The sequence below is a fragment of the Microbulbifer regidiadema (SeqCode) genome, from assembly GCF_052467605.1.
In genome coordinates this window covers 1,541,047-1,559,916 of record NZ_CP174316.1, presented here as the reverse complement: position 1 = coordinate 1,559,916, position 18,870 = coordinate 1,541,047, and the positions used below count along the sequence as shown (strand labels likewise).

The following is an 18,870-nucleotide window of genomic DNA, read 5'->3' as shown; positions in this document are numbered from 1 at the left end:
GTTCGCCCACCGTGGAGTATCTGGTGGAAACGCCCGATCTTTCTCCAAATCCCTGTATTAGAAAGTGGCGGCTGTTAAGTGATAATGAAGTCGGAAGTAGTTGAGCAAAAATCCTACAAGTCTGTGATGATTGGATTTTTATTGGTCTGTGTACTGATCCTGCTAGCTGCACCACAGGCATCGGCTCAATCCAGCTGTCCTTCTTTAACCGAAGACCCCACAGGGTTTGATATTCTCAGTCACCGCTCCAGTGATAGCTGGTGTGTTTTATGTGGTGATGGGCAAGTAACTATCGAAATCGATGTGCCCAGCATTTACAGCGGCCTGGCGGGTACTCAGTCTATCCAGAATATCGTTATTAGCGAGGACTTGGGCTCGTCCGGCCTTGAGTATGTAACAGGCTCTACGTCAGTGAGCTCTGGATCGGTGTTGAGTGAGCCTACCATTAGCGGCACCACTATCACCTGGGATCAGAATGATTTGTCAGCGCTCGCTGAGCGGGATGAAAATACGACCCTGACTATTACCTTTGATGTGCGCAGCCGGGATGACGAAGAAGAAGAGCTGGTAGGCAATAACCGCACCTTAAATGCCACCGCAACCTTCGATTATTGCAGTTATCCAACCACGACAGATACTGACAGCTTGGTCCTGAGTCTCTATGAGCCTCTTCCATCGATCAATAAGCGCGGGCGAAATGTCGATGCAGGTCAAACTAATTTTACCAATAATGTGTATGGCAATATTGGCGATGATGTGGTCTGGCGTGTCCGTATTAGCAACTTGGGTGCTGCTGATATGGAGGATGTCCGTTTTGACGATGTAATGACCAACCCCAATATGGACATCAACTATGCCTGCCCAAACCTGAATTCAGCACTTACGGTCGCCCAGGATAATGGCGTTGCATCCGGTGGTAGCAGCTGTATTTCTGCTAGTAATACAGAGAATAATTTTGTCTTGGACGGTAATTTTGCAAGCGGTCCAGATAATACCGATGTTGAGGCAGGTGGATACCACGATATCTTTTTTGTGGGTAAGGTAAATAGCTCCTGTAGTAAAGGCGAAAATACTATTTCTGATGTGCAGTGGGGCTGTGAAATTGATGGGGATACGGGGGTTGGTGGTATTTCTAGTCCCTCCTCTACCAGTGGGCCAGGTTCAGATATTGCTGAGATGCGCACACTTGTAGAAGATGATTTGACCATTACCCAGGAGATAACCGGTACCAACCTGAACCAACCTCTGGGTGCCGCTGGCTACGTAACTATCACCATCAACAACCAAACTGGCGGCTCAGTAAAAGATATTCAGTTTGTCAGTGATTTGCCTGACGAATATGTGGTTGATACTACTTTTACTCCGGAAATTTCCCAGGAAAGCCGTGGTACCAACTACAGCGCCACCTACGATGGCAAAGCCGATACATTGGAATGGCGTGTGGGGTCTACCTGGAATCAGTGGGACTCTGATCCACTGAATAATAACGAACCGGAATTCCGCTTATTGAGTAGTACGGTTCACTCGGTATATTCCGACCAAGAGAATATGATGCGGCATGGCGATGAAATCCAAATTCGCTTCCGCATCGTTACGATCGAGCCGGATTTCTATGATTTGGAGGCGGACCTGGATGTAGAGGAAGAGTCCACCACCACAGATACTGACCCCAATAGCAATATCGCCCTGACAGATAACGTTCTCACGATCGAGTACGAGGACTTCTGTTCTACAGGCACCACGCTAACCCAAGTAGAGTCTCAATCGGTTACCCCCGATCCTGAAGACCTGGATGTGAGTACGGTTCACCCCCTTTATATTGTGCGCGACAGTGGTACATCGGAGCTGACGGTGGATATCACCAATAATGGTGGCCACGACGCGAGTGATTACTCCGTATACATCACCTTTGGTGAGGCGATGAGGGTTCTGTCCAATGACCGCAGCTGTACGGCACTGGGAAGTCCCAGCCTGGGCAGCGTACCTGAGCATCCGCTTTGGAATCAGCCGGATTATCTGCCAAGTTCCTCCACAGTGTATCTCTGTGATAGCGGTGACCTGGGCGGTGAAATAGGGCCCGGTGCAACAGAGCGCGTGGTTTTTGAGGTAGAGAAAAACCACTCGGCCAGCGATGATGACCTTACTTTCCGCGCAGATGTTGTCGGTGAAATCACCCTGTACGACGGCACCGCGCTGAGTTTTCCCACCCCGGATTCCCTAACGGATACAACCCCCAATCAACAGCTGGCCAATAACTACAGCCTCGATGGTATGCGCGCGCGGGTGATGGGCTTTAACCTAGTTAAAGAGCGTTCTGACGAATGTAACGAGCTTACCAGTGAAAGTGTCTATCCCAACAGCAGTGTTTTGATTGGTGAGGAGTGTAGCTTTGAGATTCAAGCGGGTGGCTGGTTTGGCTTCGATACGCCCGGATTCACTTTGATTGAAGTGAAAGATGTCGATGTGATCGACGATCTTCCCGATGGCCAGGGCTATATTGCGGACTCTTCATTAAACTGTTCCGATGTCAGTCTCCCCGACCCCACCTCCCAGGCAAATTGTGTGGCTATATCCTCCAGCGATATTGTCGAGGGCGGTGGCCTGAACAACCTGCTAAGTGAAACGGATTTACAGTGGGATATTACAGCCAGTATTACCGAGAAAGATCGCTGGTTCCTCGCGGATATGACCACCCGTCTACTCAATGATCCGCTGGATACGGAAAGCACCGACCCGAACCAACACGCGAATGACAGCACGGACTATGCCCGCGCCCAGTTTACTGCGGTTTTCGATACGGAAACCATTATCGTAGACAACTACAACACCAGCGGCACGCTCACCAATATTGATGGTGTTGCAACCACGGTCCCCGGTTTCCCGGATATTACTGAGTGGTCGGAATCGGTGACGGTTACTGAACCCTCAATAGAAGTCGACAAAAAAGTCTGTAATGAAAATCTGTACGGCATAGGAACAAGCTGTAGCAACTTTGTTGATTTTACGAATGAAGGGCACCGCGACCAGACCTATATCTTCCGCCTGACAGTCACCAACCGGGCAGCAGATAGTGGCGTTGATCGCGCTCCCGCCTACGATATTGTGGTAACCGATACCCTGGATGCCTCCGGCCAGATGTGTGTACAGGCCATGGACTCCGACAGTCTGGATAACGATGCCGATGGCAGTTCGGAAACTATTAGTGGTGATGATGGCTGGGTGGGGACTAGCTCGGGTGCAAATAATTACTCGGAAGCGAGCCACTGTAGTGATGGTGGCACCCCCGCTTTTATCACCTTTTCCTATGAGCACTCCAGCGCACTTGAGCGAATTAATCCCGGTGATTCCGTCACCCTGTACTACCGTGTGAAGCCACACCAGTCCGTGGCCCCTTTGCAGCTGTTTACCAATACTTTCTTCGCCCGCTACGACAGTTTGGAAGGTGATTCTGGCAATCAGACGGTTCTGCCAATTGACAGTGACTCGGACAATGATGGTGTGGGTGATGGCACCCCCGCAGAGGGGCGTGCGCGTCACTACCAGTCTGACAGTGCCCAGGCGCAGATGCAGATTATTGAGGTACAGGCAGAGCCGAAAGAGGCCCTTGAATTTTCCAATGGCACTGCCAGTGGCACTAGCAGCGATACCGCAGTTGTCGGCGAAGAGGTGCGCTATGAACTGACGGCACAAATCCCGGCGGCGAAACTGCGGAATTTTGTGATTCGTGATGAACTGCCGGCGGGTATGCGCTGTATTGAAGGGGAAACGATCGATTTAAGCGCCTCCCCCTATGATGATGCTGGCTTTGTACCGGGTGGTACTTTTAGTGCTACCTGTACCAGCACGGGCACTGCGGATTATGTGGAGTGGGATTTTGGCGATCAGGAACTCACCACGGTTTCCGGTAGCTTATTTGATTTTCCGGTAGAGTTTATCGCCCGTATTGAGAACAGCAGCAATACCAATGATGGCGATGTGCTGGGCAACGGTGGTAGCTATACCACTGCGCAAGTTACCTATGTGGATGAGTCTGGGACCTCTGTAGCGGTCCCCTTTGATGCACATGAAATTACGGTACTGGAACCGCAAATACAGCTGACAAAATCCTTTGCTGTTACCAATAGTGATGCCGACGATATTCTCACGGTGACGGTTAGCGCGGAAAATATTGGCAGTGCCGATGCCTACAACTTGCAGGTGCTCGACGATCTTACCGGCAGTAACCTGATTTACCTGGGCAATGTGGGCGGCAATGATCCCCCCAATAATATCGATGTCACTACGGTCGGTAGCAATGCGCCCATCTTTAGCTGGAATCGCAGCAATAGCGATTACACCATTGCCGTTGGCGATACAAAAACGTTTACTTTTGAAGTCCAGGTAGAGCAGGGCGTTGAGCCCCATGAAATTCTGGATAATACCGTTGAAGCCCGCTGGCAATCCCTGCCGGGTACAAATACTGCCCTTAACAGTAGCAATACTATTGGCATCGATGGCGCTGCTGACGGCATGCGCATTGGTGTTCTGCCTAATAGTGGCGACCCCATTAACGACTATGAAACCACTGCCAGTGCCCAGACCGAAGTCCCGGCATTAGAACTGACTAAAACAGATCTGGATACCGCAGTAATTCCCACCATTGGTGCCCATAAAGAATTCCAGCTGGAAATCAGTCTGCCGGAAGGTATCAGTGAGAATGTAGTTATCACTGATCAGCTGGGTAGTCCCGAAGGTTATGTGCTCTCTCACAATACCGATTACGATATCACTTATGATTTTATCGGTATCGAAACAATCAATGGCAGTACACCCTCTGAATCCGCCTTTAACAGTTTCCCGGGAGATAACACTGCCGGAAATGCCACTTGGGATATCGGCAGCGTCGATACCACCAGTGAAAATGACACTGCCGGAAGTGCGATTACCCCGCTGATTCGGATTACCTATTTTGCGCGTATCGAAAATGATCTCGCCACTAATGATGGTGACAACCGTCAGAATAGTGCTGCGCTGACATACAGCAATGGGGAAACCGGCAGCACGGAAAATATCAACGACAGCACCGCCAGTGTAACGGTCGTAGAGCCGCTACTGGCAATTAGCAAGGCGGTGAGCAATGCCACCAATCCGGGCAACCTGCCGGTGGGTGGCGATGTACTGGAATACGTTATTACCGTGGAGCACGATTCCGGCTCCACTGCCGCAGCCTATGAGCTGAATTTGGTCGACACCCTGCCTGCCGAATTGACCTTCGACAGCAGTTTTACCCCTACCGCAGCAATAGATGGCAGCGCAGTATCCGCTTTTGTCGCCACACCGGCAGCGGCCCCAACGGGCCCACTGGTATGGGGGCGGGATAACAGCGATAACAGCCTGGATTTGGAGCTGGGCCAAACACTGGTGCTCACCTACCGCACTCAAGTTACCGGTGTTTTTGGTTCGCCCATCAGCAACAGTGTGATGCTGGACTGGACCTCCCTGGATGATAGCAGTATCAATGATCAGGCTTATGAGCGCGACGGTGCTGGGTGTCCCAGTATTTCTGCACCTGACGATTACTGTGTTGGCCCCGCACAGGCCAGCATCGATACAGTGGATAATACCAGTATTGCAAAAACAGTAATTGCCGATACGGATACTGCAACGGCAGTGGGCACTTTGCGTGTTGGTGATACGGTCACTTACCAGCTTGTTCTAAATTTGCAGGCGGGAACCACACCGGCAGTCACCATTGATGATGCGCTGCCCAGTGGTTTGGAGTTTGACACTATTGTCAGCGTAAACGGGGACACTGCGGCTCCCTACGACGACAGTCTGAATGATTTTACCTATTCCGCTATTGCAGTTCCCACTGCCGGTGACACTGGTACGGTCTCCTGGAGCCTCGGGGATATCAGCAGTAATTTCGGCAATACCAATAATTTTGTTATTGAGTACACGGCTAAGGTGGTAGCGGCGGCGGGAATCAGCGCGCCTACGGCAACCCTGACCAATACGGCCCAGCTGAGTTACACCGGTGCCGCCAGTACCTTGCGGGACAGTGCCGACATTACCGTGCTGCAACCGGTTATCGACAGTCTCACCAAGACCGATGCCACTTGGCCTGGCTCCCATATGAATGTGGACCCGGCCAACGATACCATGCAGTTTACCCTGCAAGCCTGTAACTCGGGCCTTGCCCCCGCCTATAACCTGTCGCTGACCGATGACTTGGCGACGCAGATGGACGAGGGCTCTATTGCCAACCTCCAGGTGAGCCTGGACGGAACTGCGCTGGCGCAGGGAACAGATTACACCTATAGCGCCCCCGCAGCGCGCGGTGATGATATGGGCTTCGATTTCCTGGTGCCGGTAGAGGCGGGCACTTGTCTGGAAATCAGCTATGAAATTGGTTTCTATACGGATATTAGTGGCGGCGAAAGCTGGGTTAATACCTTTACGGTCGATGAATTCTGGTCGCTGGAAGCGAGTGACGGCGAACAGTATTCGGCAGTTACCCTGGGCACGCCCTATCCTATGGGCACTGCGGCCACCAGTGTGACGGCTCCGCAGAAAACCTTACAGAGCGCATCTACTGCGGCTGTCGGCGATGAGGTTGTATACCAAATACAGGTACCCGGTAGCAGTACCACCTCGGCCATTTACGATATTGCAATTTCCGATGTGTTGGATTCCAGTCTGGAGCTGGTGCAACTACAGGAAATTAACGGGCTTAGCTACACCGATAATACCAGCGGCAATAATATCGACTTGGCCATTGATATTATTCCAGCGGGTACCGTAGCGATTTTTGAAGTTCGCGCCCGGGTAGCTAACAATGCCACGGCCCAGGCTGGCCACAGCTTTGACAATGAAGTGAGCTATATTTACGCAGCCACTGATGGCGCTGCGTCACAGTCTGGCGGTAGCGGCACTGCGGCGACACTCACTATTGTCGAGCCGGAAATAAGCGCAATTGCCTCTGTTGCCAACCAAACCAATCCCGGCAGCGACCCGGATGCGGGCGATATACTGCGTTTTACCCTGGACCTCAGTGCTGCGGGTAATGCAGAAAACTCTGCGGCCTACGACTTGTCAGTTAATGAAGTGCTGTCTTTGGGGATTGAATTTGTTCCGGGCACTGTGACCTTTGCCGGCATTTCCCAGGCGGACCCCAGCGTGACTGGCGATGGAATTAGCGCAGCGCAAACCCTGCTGTGGGAGCGGGCTAACAGCGATCTGGATATCGCCGCAGGTGCTGGCAGTGCACTGGTCTTCGACGCGGTTGTACTCGACAGCGTGCAGCCGGCAGCGACACTGTCCGCAACGGCCAGCGTGGAGTGGACCAGCCTCAATGAAGATAACAGTAGTGTTTATGAGCGTAACGGTGCCGATGGCAGCGGTGGCCTGAACGATTATTGGCTGGAAAATATCGTCGCCCAGGTGGACGCCGCTAACGACAGTACAATCAGCAAAATTCGCTTGGACGATAGCTACGTTAGTGCTGATGAGCAGTTGCGAGTGGGGGATTTGGTCGAATACCAGATTACCCTGTCCCTGCCAGAGGGCACGGCCTCCAATGGGCTTATTGTCGATACCCTGCCCCAGGGAATGGTGTTTGTCAGTACGCTCTCAATTAATGGTGAGACCTCTGCACCATTTGCTGCTGCGGCCCCCTTTACCCACAGTGATATTGCCGAGCCGGTACAGTCTGGTGATCCCGCTACGGGGGCCACCACGCTCACCTGGAGTATTCCCGACCTAGTCAATACGGCAGATAACGATATCGGCAACGATGAATTTGTGCTGCGCTACCTGGTGCGGGTTCTCAATGAGGACACTCATCCCTGGCCGGCCACTAATACCGCACTGACCAATACCGCAGAGTTTGGTTTTGATGCTGCCACCGGAGCTGAGACCCGCAGTGATAGTGAAGCACTTGATCTGTTGCAGCCGGATCTCTCCGTAGCCATAAGCGCAAACCCCGCAGATGGCAGTACCCTTGCCGCCGGCGATACGATTGAATACACCGTTACAATAACTAATAACGGTTCTTCACCGGCCTACGATTCGGTATTCCGCGATGTGATTCCCCTGGGCTTGCGTCAAGGGGGCGTCAGTGTCCAATCCCTTTCTGTAAATAGTGCCACTGCGACAGCAGTTGCGCCCACGTTTGATAGCAGTACCGGTGAAGCCGTATGGGATTTTGCCGTAGGTACCGGCTATGCAATCAATGCGGGCGAATCCCTGGAGATGGTTTATCGCGTTGAGGCTGACTCTAACTTAGGTGCCGGGCTCAGCTTGCAGAATGCGGCTTATGTTGAGGTTTATTACTCTCTCGACGATGACGATTTGCCGTCACTCAATTCAGTGGCGGTTACTGAGGATATGCGTGAGGATTATGGACCGACTGCTCCGGTCAGCGTCCAGTTTAATACTCCCAATGCCGCGCCGCTGTCGATCGAAGTGACCCAGTTGACAGCCTCTATTGGCGAGCCGTTTAACTATCGCATTACCATCCCGGAAACGGTGCAAACCACCGCGCTCCACGATGTCACCGTGTTGATGGATCTGACTGCGTCTGCCGCCGACCTGGAATTTGTCAGTGCCAGTAAAGTATCTGGCAGTGCATCTTTCACACCGGAAAATAACGGCAGCTCTACCAGTCTCAGTATTGCCGATAGCACTTCTGGAATAGATGTGCCGGCCGGCGAGCAGGTCGTTATTGATGTAACCCTGCGCCTGCTGGATATAGATCCGCCCAATGTGGACGGCTTGAATTTTGCCACCAGTGCCAGCTATAGCTACAACTACGACAACGACAATGCCTCTTCAGGGCAGGGTGCCGGTAGTGGCAACACAACCGCAGATATGGACGTTGTAGAACCCACAGCGATTACCCTGACTAAATCTGGCCCGACCAGCGTACAGTCCGGTATTGGCGGTACCTTTACTTTAGATTTGCACAATACCGGTACGGGCCCGGCCTGGGATATCAGTGTTACCGATATTTTGCCGGATAATAATCCCGGTGGTATGTGTGAAACTGCCCCGGCCAATTTTACCGCGCAAATTACCGATGGCGCCGGCACCACCATGGCCACCCTGACAGAGGGTTCAGATTTTAATGGGGTATTCGATAGTGCGACTTGTACTCTCACAATTACCACCCTTGGCGCAGCGGCGATGCTGGATGCGGATTACCACCTGCTGATTGGCTACGACGCCTATTTGGATAGCGATACGGTCGATGGTGATACGCTGACGAATATCGCCGCCGTTACCCAGTGGCATAGCTGGGATAGCAGCCTCAGCGAAGTTCGCCAGTACACCCGTGCGGCGCCCACCGATGGTACGCCTGCGCTACTGGATCATGAGGACGCTTATTCGGTTAGCGCCTCTGTGCCGACAGTAACTTTCTACAAGGCTGTAGAAAATATCAGCCGTGGAGAAAATCCGGCCACCGCCGCCAGTCCCACAGAAGTTTTACGTTACACGCTGACTCTGACCAATACGAGCGGTGTTGATGTGAGCGGAGTTGAAGTCAGCGATGATCTGGGCCGATTAAATAATTCGGCGCTGTTTGAATCGGGTAGTTTGCAGTTGCTGAGTACACCGACAGGCAGTGATAGCAGTGCTACCGATCCCTCTGCTGGGACCTGGAATAGTGGTTATCTGCAAGTTAACAATCTGGATCTGAGCGCGAGTGGCAGCACCGGTGATTCCATTCAGATTATTTATGAAGTGACCCTGGCCGCTGTTATTGACAGTGGAACCCAAGTCTTGAACCAGGCTCAGATTCAGCTTCCCGGACAACTGCTACAAGACAGTGACGATCCCAATATCAATGGCATCGATGATCCGGATACTGCGGGGGATGAAGATCCCACCGAAGTACTGATTGAGTCGGAGCCGTCACTGATCGTAGAAAAAACCTCGGCAGATATGACCGATGATGCCGATTTGCTGATGGTAGGAGATACCCTGCGATACACCATTACCGTGGAGAACGCGGGTAATGAGAACGCGATCAATTCCCTGATATTGGATCAGATCCCCGCGAACACGACTTATGTCAGCGGCTCTACCACCCTGAATGGCTCTACATTATCCGATATCAGTGGTAGCTCTCCGCTGGCTGCGGGGATGAGTGTAAATAGTGATGGCGAAGCCGATGGTTTTATCGGTGCCAGTGCCAATGGTGTTTCAGTAGCGGTAATTACCTTTGATGTCACCATTAATGACGTTAATGACGGCACCGTGATTTCGAACCAGGCATTCGTCAATGGCGAGGGTGCGGGTAGTGGTACTTTTGCTGAAGTACCTTCCGATGACCCGAATACCGATACCCCCGATGACCCCACGATCGATATCGTCGGTGATGTGCCTCTGTTAATTGCCCATAAGACGGTGGAAATTGCCGAAGACTACGCCTCCGCAGGGATTGTCGATCCCGGCGATGTACTTCGCTATACCATCGCTATTACCAATATGGGGGGCGTAGACGCGCTGGAAGTGGCGCTTACCGACCAGCTGCCAGATGACACCACCTATGTTGCCGGCACCACCACATTAAATGGGGCAGCGGTGGCGGATAACGGCGGTGGTAATTCACAACTGGATACCGCCTTGCCAGTGTCATCCGATGATCTGACACCGCCGTTACCGGGCGCTAATGAGGGTGTTATTACCTCGGGTCAAACTGCCACTGTGACGTTTGAAGTGATGGTGAATGCGGGCACCGCGACAGGTACGGTGATTAGCAACCAGGGCAGTGTCGAGGCGGATGAGTTGGCACTCACTCTAACTGATGCCGACGGCAACCCGGCCAATGGCGCCCAGCCAACGGACGTTGTTGTGGGCGATGCACAACTGTTGTCCATTGTGAAAGAAGTTGCCGTTGTCGGCGGTGGTGCCGCAGAGGCGGGTGCGCTATTGGAGTACCTGGTAACTGTTGAGAATATCAGCGGTGTTCCGGCAACTGATATTGAGATCATCGATGATCTGGCCGTTGCCGGGGATGGGGTTCTCACCTATGTTGCCGATTCGGCCCTGCTCAACGGGCAGGCCGACGGTGTAACCGTAGCCGATACGCTGATCACTGCGGACTACGCCACGACCTACGGCGATTTGGAGCCGGGAGAGGTGGTTACTCTGCGTTTCCAGGCGCAGATGTCAGAAAACCTGGATTACGGTTTTACCGTAGTGAACACCGCAGAAGTGCAGTGGAATGATCCGGTTTCCAGCAGCCAGGCCAGCGTTGCCATCGATGTTGGCGGTACTCCCGGTATCGCTAACCTGGCCGGTTATCTGTGGCACGATGTAAATTTCAACGATGCCCTGGATACGGATGAACGCCTATTGCTTAACTGGGCTGTAGACCTGTATTTCAATGATGAACTGATGGAAACGGTTCAGTCTGATGAAAATGGCTACTTCCAGTTCCAGGGATTGGTGCCCAACAGTTATGGTGGCCTCAGCTACGAGATGCGCTACACCGCACCGGATGCCACGGAAAATACGGCCTCCCTGGGGAATACCGTTTCTGATTTCACCAGCGGTCCGCAATCGATTAGTGAAATCTACGTAGACTCGGGAGCAAACCCGCAAAATCTGAATTTACCACTGACGCCCAATGGTGTGGTCTACGACTCTGTAAGCCGCTCCGCCATTGAGGGCGCCACGCTCACTATGTTGCGGGTGAGTTCTGGTCAGGAGCTTCCGGCGCGCTGTTTTGATGATGAAACGCAGCAGGGGCAGGTAACCCAGTCCGGCGGCTACTACAAATTCGATATCAACTTCAGCGATGCGGCCTGTCCGTCCAATGTGGATTACCTGATCCAGGTAGATATCGGCGATGAGGATTATGTGGGGGGAGAATCACAGGTAATTCCTGCACAGACTAACAGCGAAACCGCCGGTTTTGATGTGGCTGGCTGCCTGGGCAGCAACGCGGATATGGTTACCGCTACGGCCAACCACTGTGAGGTACAGGAGTCGTCCGCTCACCCCTCCCTGGACGTGGAGGCACGGGATGCGGCAACGGATTACTACCTGCGCATGACCTTGGATGACGGCCAGATTCCAGGGGAAAGCCAGCTGTTTAATAACCATATCGCCATGGACCCGGAGCTGGAGGGCGCGCTCTCCATCACCAAAACTGCGGCCATGCTCAACGTAACCCGCAGCCAGCTGGTGCCCTATACCATTACCTTTGGCAATACACTGCCGATACCGCTAACCGATATACAGCTGGTGGATTACTTCCCCGCAGGCTTCAAGTACGTGGCGGGATCAGCGCGCCTCGATGGCGAGGCGGCGGAGCCGGACAGCGAAGGTTTGCAGCTGAGCTGGTCGGATCTGCGAGTGGAAGCGGAAGAGACCCGCGTATTGAAACTGCTGCTGGTTGTGGGTTCCGGTGTGGGCGAAGGCAAATATGTCAACCGCGCGCGTCTATACAACCAGCTCTCGGCTCAGGCCGCCTCTGGTGAAGCCTCTGCGACGGTGCGGGTAGTGCCCGATCCCACCTTCGACTGCACCGATGTTATCGGCAAAGTGTTTGACGATAAAAATATGAATGGCTACCAGGATGAGGGTGAGGGCGGTCTGCCCGGTGCGCGAGTAGTGACGGCCACCGGTCTGAATGCCACAGCGGACTCCCACGGCCGCTTCCATATCACCTGTGCGGTGGTGCCGAATGGCGATCGGGGTTCCAATTTTGTGCTCAAGCTCGACGACCGCAGCTTGCCAAGCGGGTATCGTCTCACCACTGAAAACCCGCGTGTGCTGCGAGCTACCCGAGGCAAGATGCTCAAGTTCAATTTTGGAGCCAGCTTGCACCGGGTGGTGCGCTTGGATATTGCCGATGCGGTATTTGAACCGGGCACAACAGAACTGCGCCCGCAATGGCATTCCCGAATGGATTTATTGTTAGACAAACTTAGTGAAGCCCCCTCTGTTTTACGCCTTGCCTATCTTGGAGAGAACGAAGACTCGGACTTGGTAGAAGAGCGCCTACAGGCGATTAAGGATCAAGTTGCCCGAGATTGGGAGGGCAGCAATGGTGACTATGATTTGACCATTGAAACTGAAGTTTTCTGGCGCCGTGGCGCGCCCCCCGGCAAAGGAGGATTGCAGTAATGCCCTTTGCGAAACGGAATATTGTCCAGCGAGCCCGCTCGATAAGTTCTGCGGCGAAGACGCCCCGCCTTTTCTCCCGGCGGGATCGCCGTCTCGCCACTGCGATTGCGCTGGCGTTGACACTTCCGGCCCAGGCCCAAGAGGCGGATACGCAGGTGGCTGAGCCGGGCTGGTGGCAGGTCTGGCAAAATCTTCCGGGCTTGAATTCTGAGGAGAGTGAAACTCAAACAGAATTTGAGGAGCAACCGATCGGCAGCAATACCGAGGGTATGCTGCTGCGTGCGCCCACTAATAAATGGGTGCAGGACGCGACTCAATTTGTCGCACCGCTGGACCCGATTGTGGTGGAAGACTTTATCGACCCCATTCTGTTCCATGGTGTTGAGGATGAAATTTCTCCGCAAACAGTGGCACTGCTGCGCCAGCGCTTGAATGAACTGGGCGAGACGCCCAATTTCAAATTGCACTTTATCGGCCACACAGATTCCGATCCTCTCAGCGGAGAGCTGCTAGCGGATTTTGCCAGTAAAGAGGAGTTTACCCTGGCGCGGGCGCAGTTTGCGGCGGACTTTCTGCAAGAGGCCCTCGAACTGCCCGAGCAAATGATTGCTGTTGAAGGGCGCGGGGATCTGGAGCCTATAGCGGATAATATTACGACCGCCGGTCGCGAAGAGAACCGCCGCATACAGGTGAAAGTGACCTACGACGCCCTGGATAAAAAAGCCATGGCGGAGCGTGCCCGTGCCGAGGCACTGTTGCTCAACCGGGTTAAGGTGTGTCGCCAGGAAACCGTGTGTAGACTGACTTACGCTGCGGGCAGCGAACAGCGGGCACGCCTTAGAAATCTGGTGACGCCACTGCGAATGGGGGCCGGGCAAACAGAATTACCGGAAGCCTTTATTCGCCGTATCCGCGAAGTTCGATCGAACCTGGTGGATAAAAACAATCTGGTTATTCACTTTATCGGCCATACCGATGCCCGCCCTCTGGATGTGAGTGAAAGTGCAGAAGCGCAACAAAAGGCTTATCAAGAGCAATCCTATAGCGAAGCCCGCCGTGTCGCTCAGGCCCTGGGTGCCGCACTGAATTTACCGGCGACGATGGTCACCAGCAGTGGTAAAGGGGGCAGTCAGCCAATAGCGGCCAACGATACCCCCAAGGGCCGCGCCCTCAATCGCCGGGTAGAAGTGGAATTTTGGTATGACGATCCACTGGAGGTCGCTACCGAATCGGTGCAGGCCTGTCCGGAAGCGGCCGCAGCAGAAACCCTCACCATCGCCTATGAATCCGCCGGGGGAAAATTATCGCCGATTCGCTTTGACAACGGCGACCCGATTATCAGCCAGGCACAGCTGACCCAAATACGTGCGGCCATGGCTGAAATCTCCAATAAGGCGAATGTTCGCCTGAGCTTTATCGGTTATAGCGATAACCAGCGGATGGATCGCCGCGAAGCAATGGTTTACGGCGATGATCAGGGCTTGTCCGGTGCCCGCGCCCAGCGCGCTATGGCACAGGTACAGGAACTGCTAAACCTCGACGACACCCAGGTGGAGTTTGAGGGGCGCGGCTATGTCCAATCTGATGATGTAGTGCGCAATGGATTTGAACAGCGCGACGGCGCCAGAGTTGAAGTCGAAGTCCTATACGATGAACTGGCTATTCTCACAGAAAGTGATCGCCTGCAAATCGAGCGGATTAATCGCGAGGCCGTGGCCAATAATCCCTACGCGCTCAACTTAATGCGTATCACCGTCGACGGCAGTCCCGAATACGATCCCTATAAAAACTCGGCGGACTTACAGCGCTGTACCGATGTGGCTTTGCAGGAAGCCAATATCCAATTCCGCTTCGACAATAAAAAAATGCAGCCGCGCCTGAATGTGACGGCGTGGCCCAATACAATCCGTTATACGGATAACCCGGATACCGACCTGGCCGAAAACCGGGTATTTTTCAGTAGCTATACCAACTATCCCTCTTTTATTAAAAGTGCAGAGGTGCGCTTGTTTGAAGAGGGCCAGTCCCTGCGCGATACGCCATTGGCCGTTGTGCCGCTGGATCACTTTGGCAAAGGGGAGTGGCGCGCAGAGTTTTCTGAGTTCCAGGCGCCGCTGAAAAAGCTGCACTACGTACTGCGAGCCTATGACAGCAAGGGTCGCTATGACGAGACCAGGGAACAAACCCTGTGGCTGGTGGATAAAGTCGAAGAGTCTTCAGACAGTGAAGATATCGGCAGGGAACTGTTGGTGGGGTACGGTGAAAACCGCCTAGCACAGCAGAACATTCCCTTGGATGGCAACAGTGTACTGGTCAACGGTGCCCAGGTGCCGCCTGGACATACCGTATGGTTAGCGGGTAACCCAGTCCCAGTCGATACACAGGGCCAGTTTATCGCCGAGCAAATTTTTGCACCGGGTATGCATACGGTGGAAGTGGCGATTCTCGATGACGAGGGCAATGGCGAACTCTTCCTGCGGGATTTGGATTTTGCCAAAAGCGACTGGTTTACCGTAGGGATTGCTGATCTTACCGTTGGTTACGATAAAACCAATGGCCCCGCAGCCCTGGTTACCGGCGATGAAACCCATTATGACAACTCGGTAAGTTACGACGGTCGCCTGGCGTTTTACACTAACGGTGGTTTCGGGGAAGGCTGGCGCCTGTCAGCCAGTGCGGATACCGAAGAGGGGCCGGTAGAGGATCTATTTTCCAACTTTATGGAAAAATCCCCCGATGCCTTATTCCGCCGTCTGGATAGTGATTTGTACTACCCGACGTTTGGCGATGATTCCACCGTAGTCGAAGATGCGCCCACATCGGGTAAGTTCTACGTAAAATTATCCAAGTACGATGACTACGGGCTCTGGGGTAATTTCAAAGCAAACTACGCCGACAATGAGCTGGCCCAAATTGACCGGACGCTGTACGGCGCTAGCGGTCACTTTGAAACCGACGGGATGACCAGCTTTGGTGAGAAACGCTTTCAAATAGATGCTTTTGGAGCAGAGCCTGGCACTATTGCCGGGCGCGATGAATATCGTGGAACCGGCGGTTCCCTGTATTACCTCCGCCACCAGGATATTTCCAGCGGCTCGGAGAGTTTACGGGTGGAGGTTCGGGATAAAGATTCCGGACTGGTACTCGCAGTTAAGACCCTCACCGCCGTAGTTGATTACGATATTGACTATATTCAAGGGCGTATCCTGCTTAACAGCCCGCTGTCGTCCCTGGCCAATGACGAGCTATTAATTGAAGATGGGGCGTATAACGGCAATCCCCAGTACCTGGTAGCGCGCTACGAATACACTCCCGGCTTTGAAGAGATGGATACCCTGGCTGTTGGTGGTCGCGCTCACTACTGGCTGGGCGATCATGTCAAATTCGGTTTCAGCAGTATTCAGCAGGATGAAGATGACAATGAAAGTTCGCTACAGGGCATCGACCTGACTCTGCGTAAAAGCGCCAGCAGTTGGCTGAAAATTGAAATGGCCGATAGCGAGGGCAGTAGCCTCGATAGTGTCAGCTCCCTGGATGGTGGCTATACCTTCGATGATGAAAGCCTGGATTCAACCGTTGCTGCCAGTGCCACCAAGGTGGAAGGCGTTGTACAGCTGGGAGATTTCTTCGACAGCTTGCGCGGCTCTGGTAACTTCTACCATCAGGAACGCGAAGCCGGTTTTTCCGCTCCCGGCCAGTACGCGGATGGCGATACCCTCCAGTACGGCGGCGGCGTTAACCTACCGATTGGCGAGAGTTTTGATGTAAGGATCAAAGCTGATAGCAAAGAGGAGGAGGATGGGCTGCAAACCAATGCCATGGACTTGATGCTCGGCTACCGTATCAATGATCACTGGCGCCTTACTTCCGCAGTTCGCAATGACAGTCGTGAGGATGAGTCCGAAGTTGTCGCTGCCACCCAGACCGAAGGGGATCGTACGGATATCGCTGTGGAAGCCAGCTATGACTCCGGCGAAAGCTGGAGCGCCTTTGGTTTTGTCCAGAATACGATGGAGGTGACGGGCACTCGCGAAGAGAACAACCGCATTGGTTTTGGTGGCGCTTATCGGGTGAGTGACCGTTTGACCATGGACAGTGAGGTTTCTGGCGGTGATACCGGTACAGCTGCCCGCCTGGGTACGGATTTCCTGGTAACCGACAGAACCAGTCTCTATATGAATTACGCCCTGGACAATGAGCGCAGCGATACCGGTGTGCGCGCACGCAAGGGCAATATGAGTACCGGTTTCCGCAGCCGCTATTCCGACACGCTAAATATCTACGGTGAAGAGCGCTACAGCCACGGTGACGTTTCCACCGGTTTGACCCATGCCCTGGGTATGGACTTGGCTCCCAATGACCGCTGGACCTATGGCACCACTTTGGAAGCGGGCACACTGGAAGACCCAGATACCGGGGCCAAAACTGAGCGCAATGCGCTGGGCTTTAATATGGGCTATGGTGTGGATGCTATACGCATTTCATCAGCGCTGGAATACCGCACCGATATCACGGAAACTGTATCGGATGACAATACGGTATCGGAAACTGAACGCGATACCTGGTTATTAAAAAATACTTTCAATTACCAGTTTACCCCAGACTGGCGCCTGGTGGGCAAGCTCAACTACTCCGACAGTAAAAGCTCACAGGGTGAATTCTACGATGGTAAGTTTACCGAAGCGGTTATGGGTTATGCTTATCGCCCGGTAAATAATGACCGCCTGAATACCCTGATGAAGTACACCTACTTCTATAATGTACCGACTCAGGATCAGGTTACGGTTGAAAATACCTCCACTGAATTTATCCAGAAGAGCCATATCTTCTCCGTAGATGCCAGTTACGATCTCAACCGACAGTGGACTTTGGGCGGCAAGTACGCCTATCGTCTGGGCCAGTTGAGTATGGATACGGAAGATCCAGAGTTTTTTGACAGCCGTGCCAGCCTTTATGTAGTGCGTGCCGACTGGCACTTTATCAAGCGCTGGGACCTCCTCCTGGAGGCCCGCCTACTGGACCTCCCCGATGCTCAGGACCGCAAGAGCGGCGCCCTGATTGGTCTGTATCGCCATGTCGGCGATCACCTTAAATTGGGGGTGGGCTACAACTTTACCGACTTCTCTGATGATCTCACCCAGCTGGACTATGACAGTCACGGGGTGTTTATTAACATTATTGGCAAGTTGTGAGTTTAGGGCCTGGCGTTAGCCGGGCCTGTCTCGTAACTGGGGTAGATTGTGGCTATACAAGATCTGACTTATTCGGTATTTGGTATAGTAATACTTGGTACTACTCTTAGCTCCTGTGAGTGTTTGTCTACTCGCTCAAATTGGTAGAGTAGCTTGCTGTGAAAGACAATATCTTCTTATCTGTCGATTCGTTCGGTTTTAGACAAGGATTCGTCAACAATATTTTTATTGTCAGTATCCATTTCAGGCGCTAAGCCAGCTAAACGATATTTAAGTGCTGAACGGATGTATGATGTTTCTTTGAATGTAAGCCCCGCCATTTTAAACGAGTCTCATACATTTCCTTTTATATGTTGGGGGAGAGGGTAATAAAATTTCCGTGCCTATCTGCTGAGTATAATTTCTAACATTATCTGGTTTTTCAACTAGATCGCCGGTAATTTTATCTTTTCATATTATAGGGCGGTTGTCCTTCTTTGTTCTTTTTTTAGATATCTTTGGGTTATCTTTGTCTCAAAGTTTAAATGTCCTCTCGCAATAAAATTTAGTGTGCCACTAC

Annotated in this window: 2 protein-coding genes; both read left to right on the top strand. The window is 52.9% G+C overall.

Features of this window, described 5'->3' with window-relative positions; all coding sequences use genetic code 11:
* The first annotated feature begins 84 nt into the window (after positions 1-84).
* Positions 85-13,119, top strand: a complete 13,035-nt coding sequence (locus ACJJIF_RS07455) for an isopeptide-forming domain-containing fimbrial protein (protein ID WP_444931594.1) — start codon at positions 85-87, stop codon at positions 13,117-13,119.
* Positions 13,119-18,311: an OmpA family protein gene (locus ACJJIF_RS07450; protein ID WP_444931593.1), complete on the top strand. Its 5,193-nt coding sequence runs from the start codon at positions 13,119-13,121 to the stop codon at positions 18,309-18,311. The genes ACJJIF_RS07455 and ACJJIF_RS07450 overlap by 1 nt, the downstream gene beginning before the upstream one ends.
* Positions 18,312-18,870 lie beyond the last annotated feature (559 nt).

What these genes read in the sequence shown, in the direction of transcription:
- ACJJIF_RS07455 (WP_444931594.1), top strand. Translation starts at nt 85, where the DNA reads ATGAAGTCGGAAGTAGTTGAGCAAAAATCCTACAAGTCTGTGATGATT.
- ACJJIF_RS07450 (WP_444931593.1), top strand. Translation starts at nt 13,119, where the DNA reads ATGCCCTTTGCGAAACGGAATATTGTCCAGCGAGCCCGCTCGATAAGT.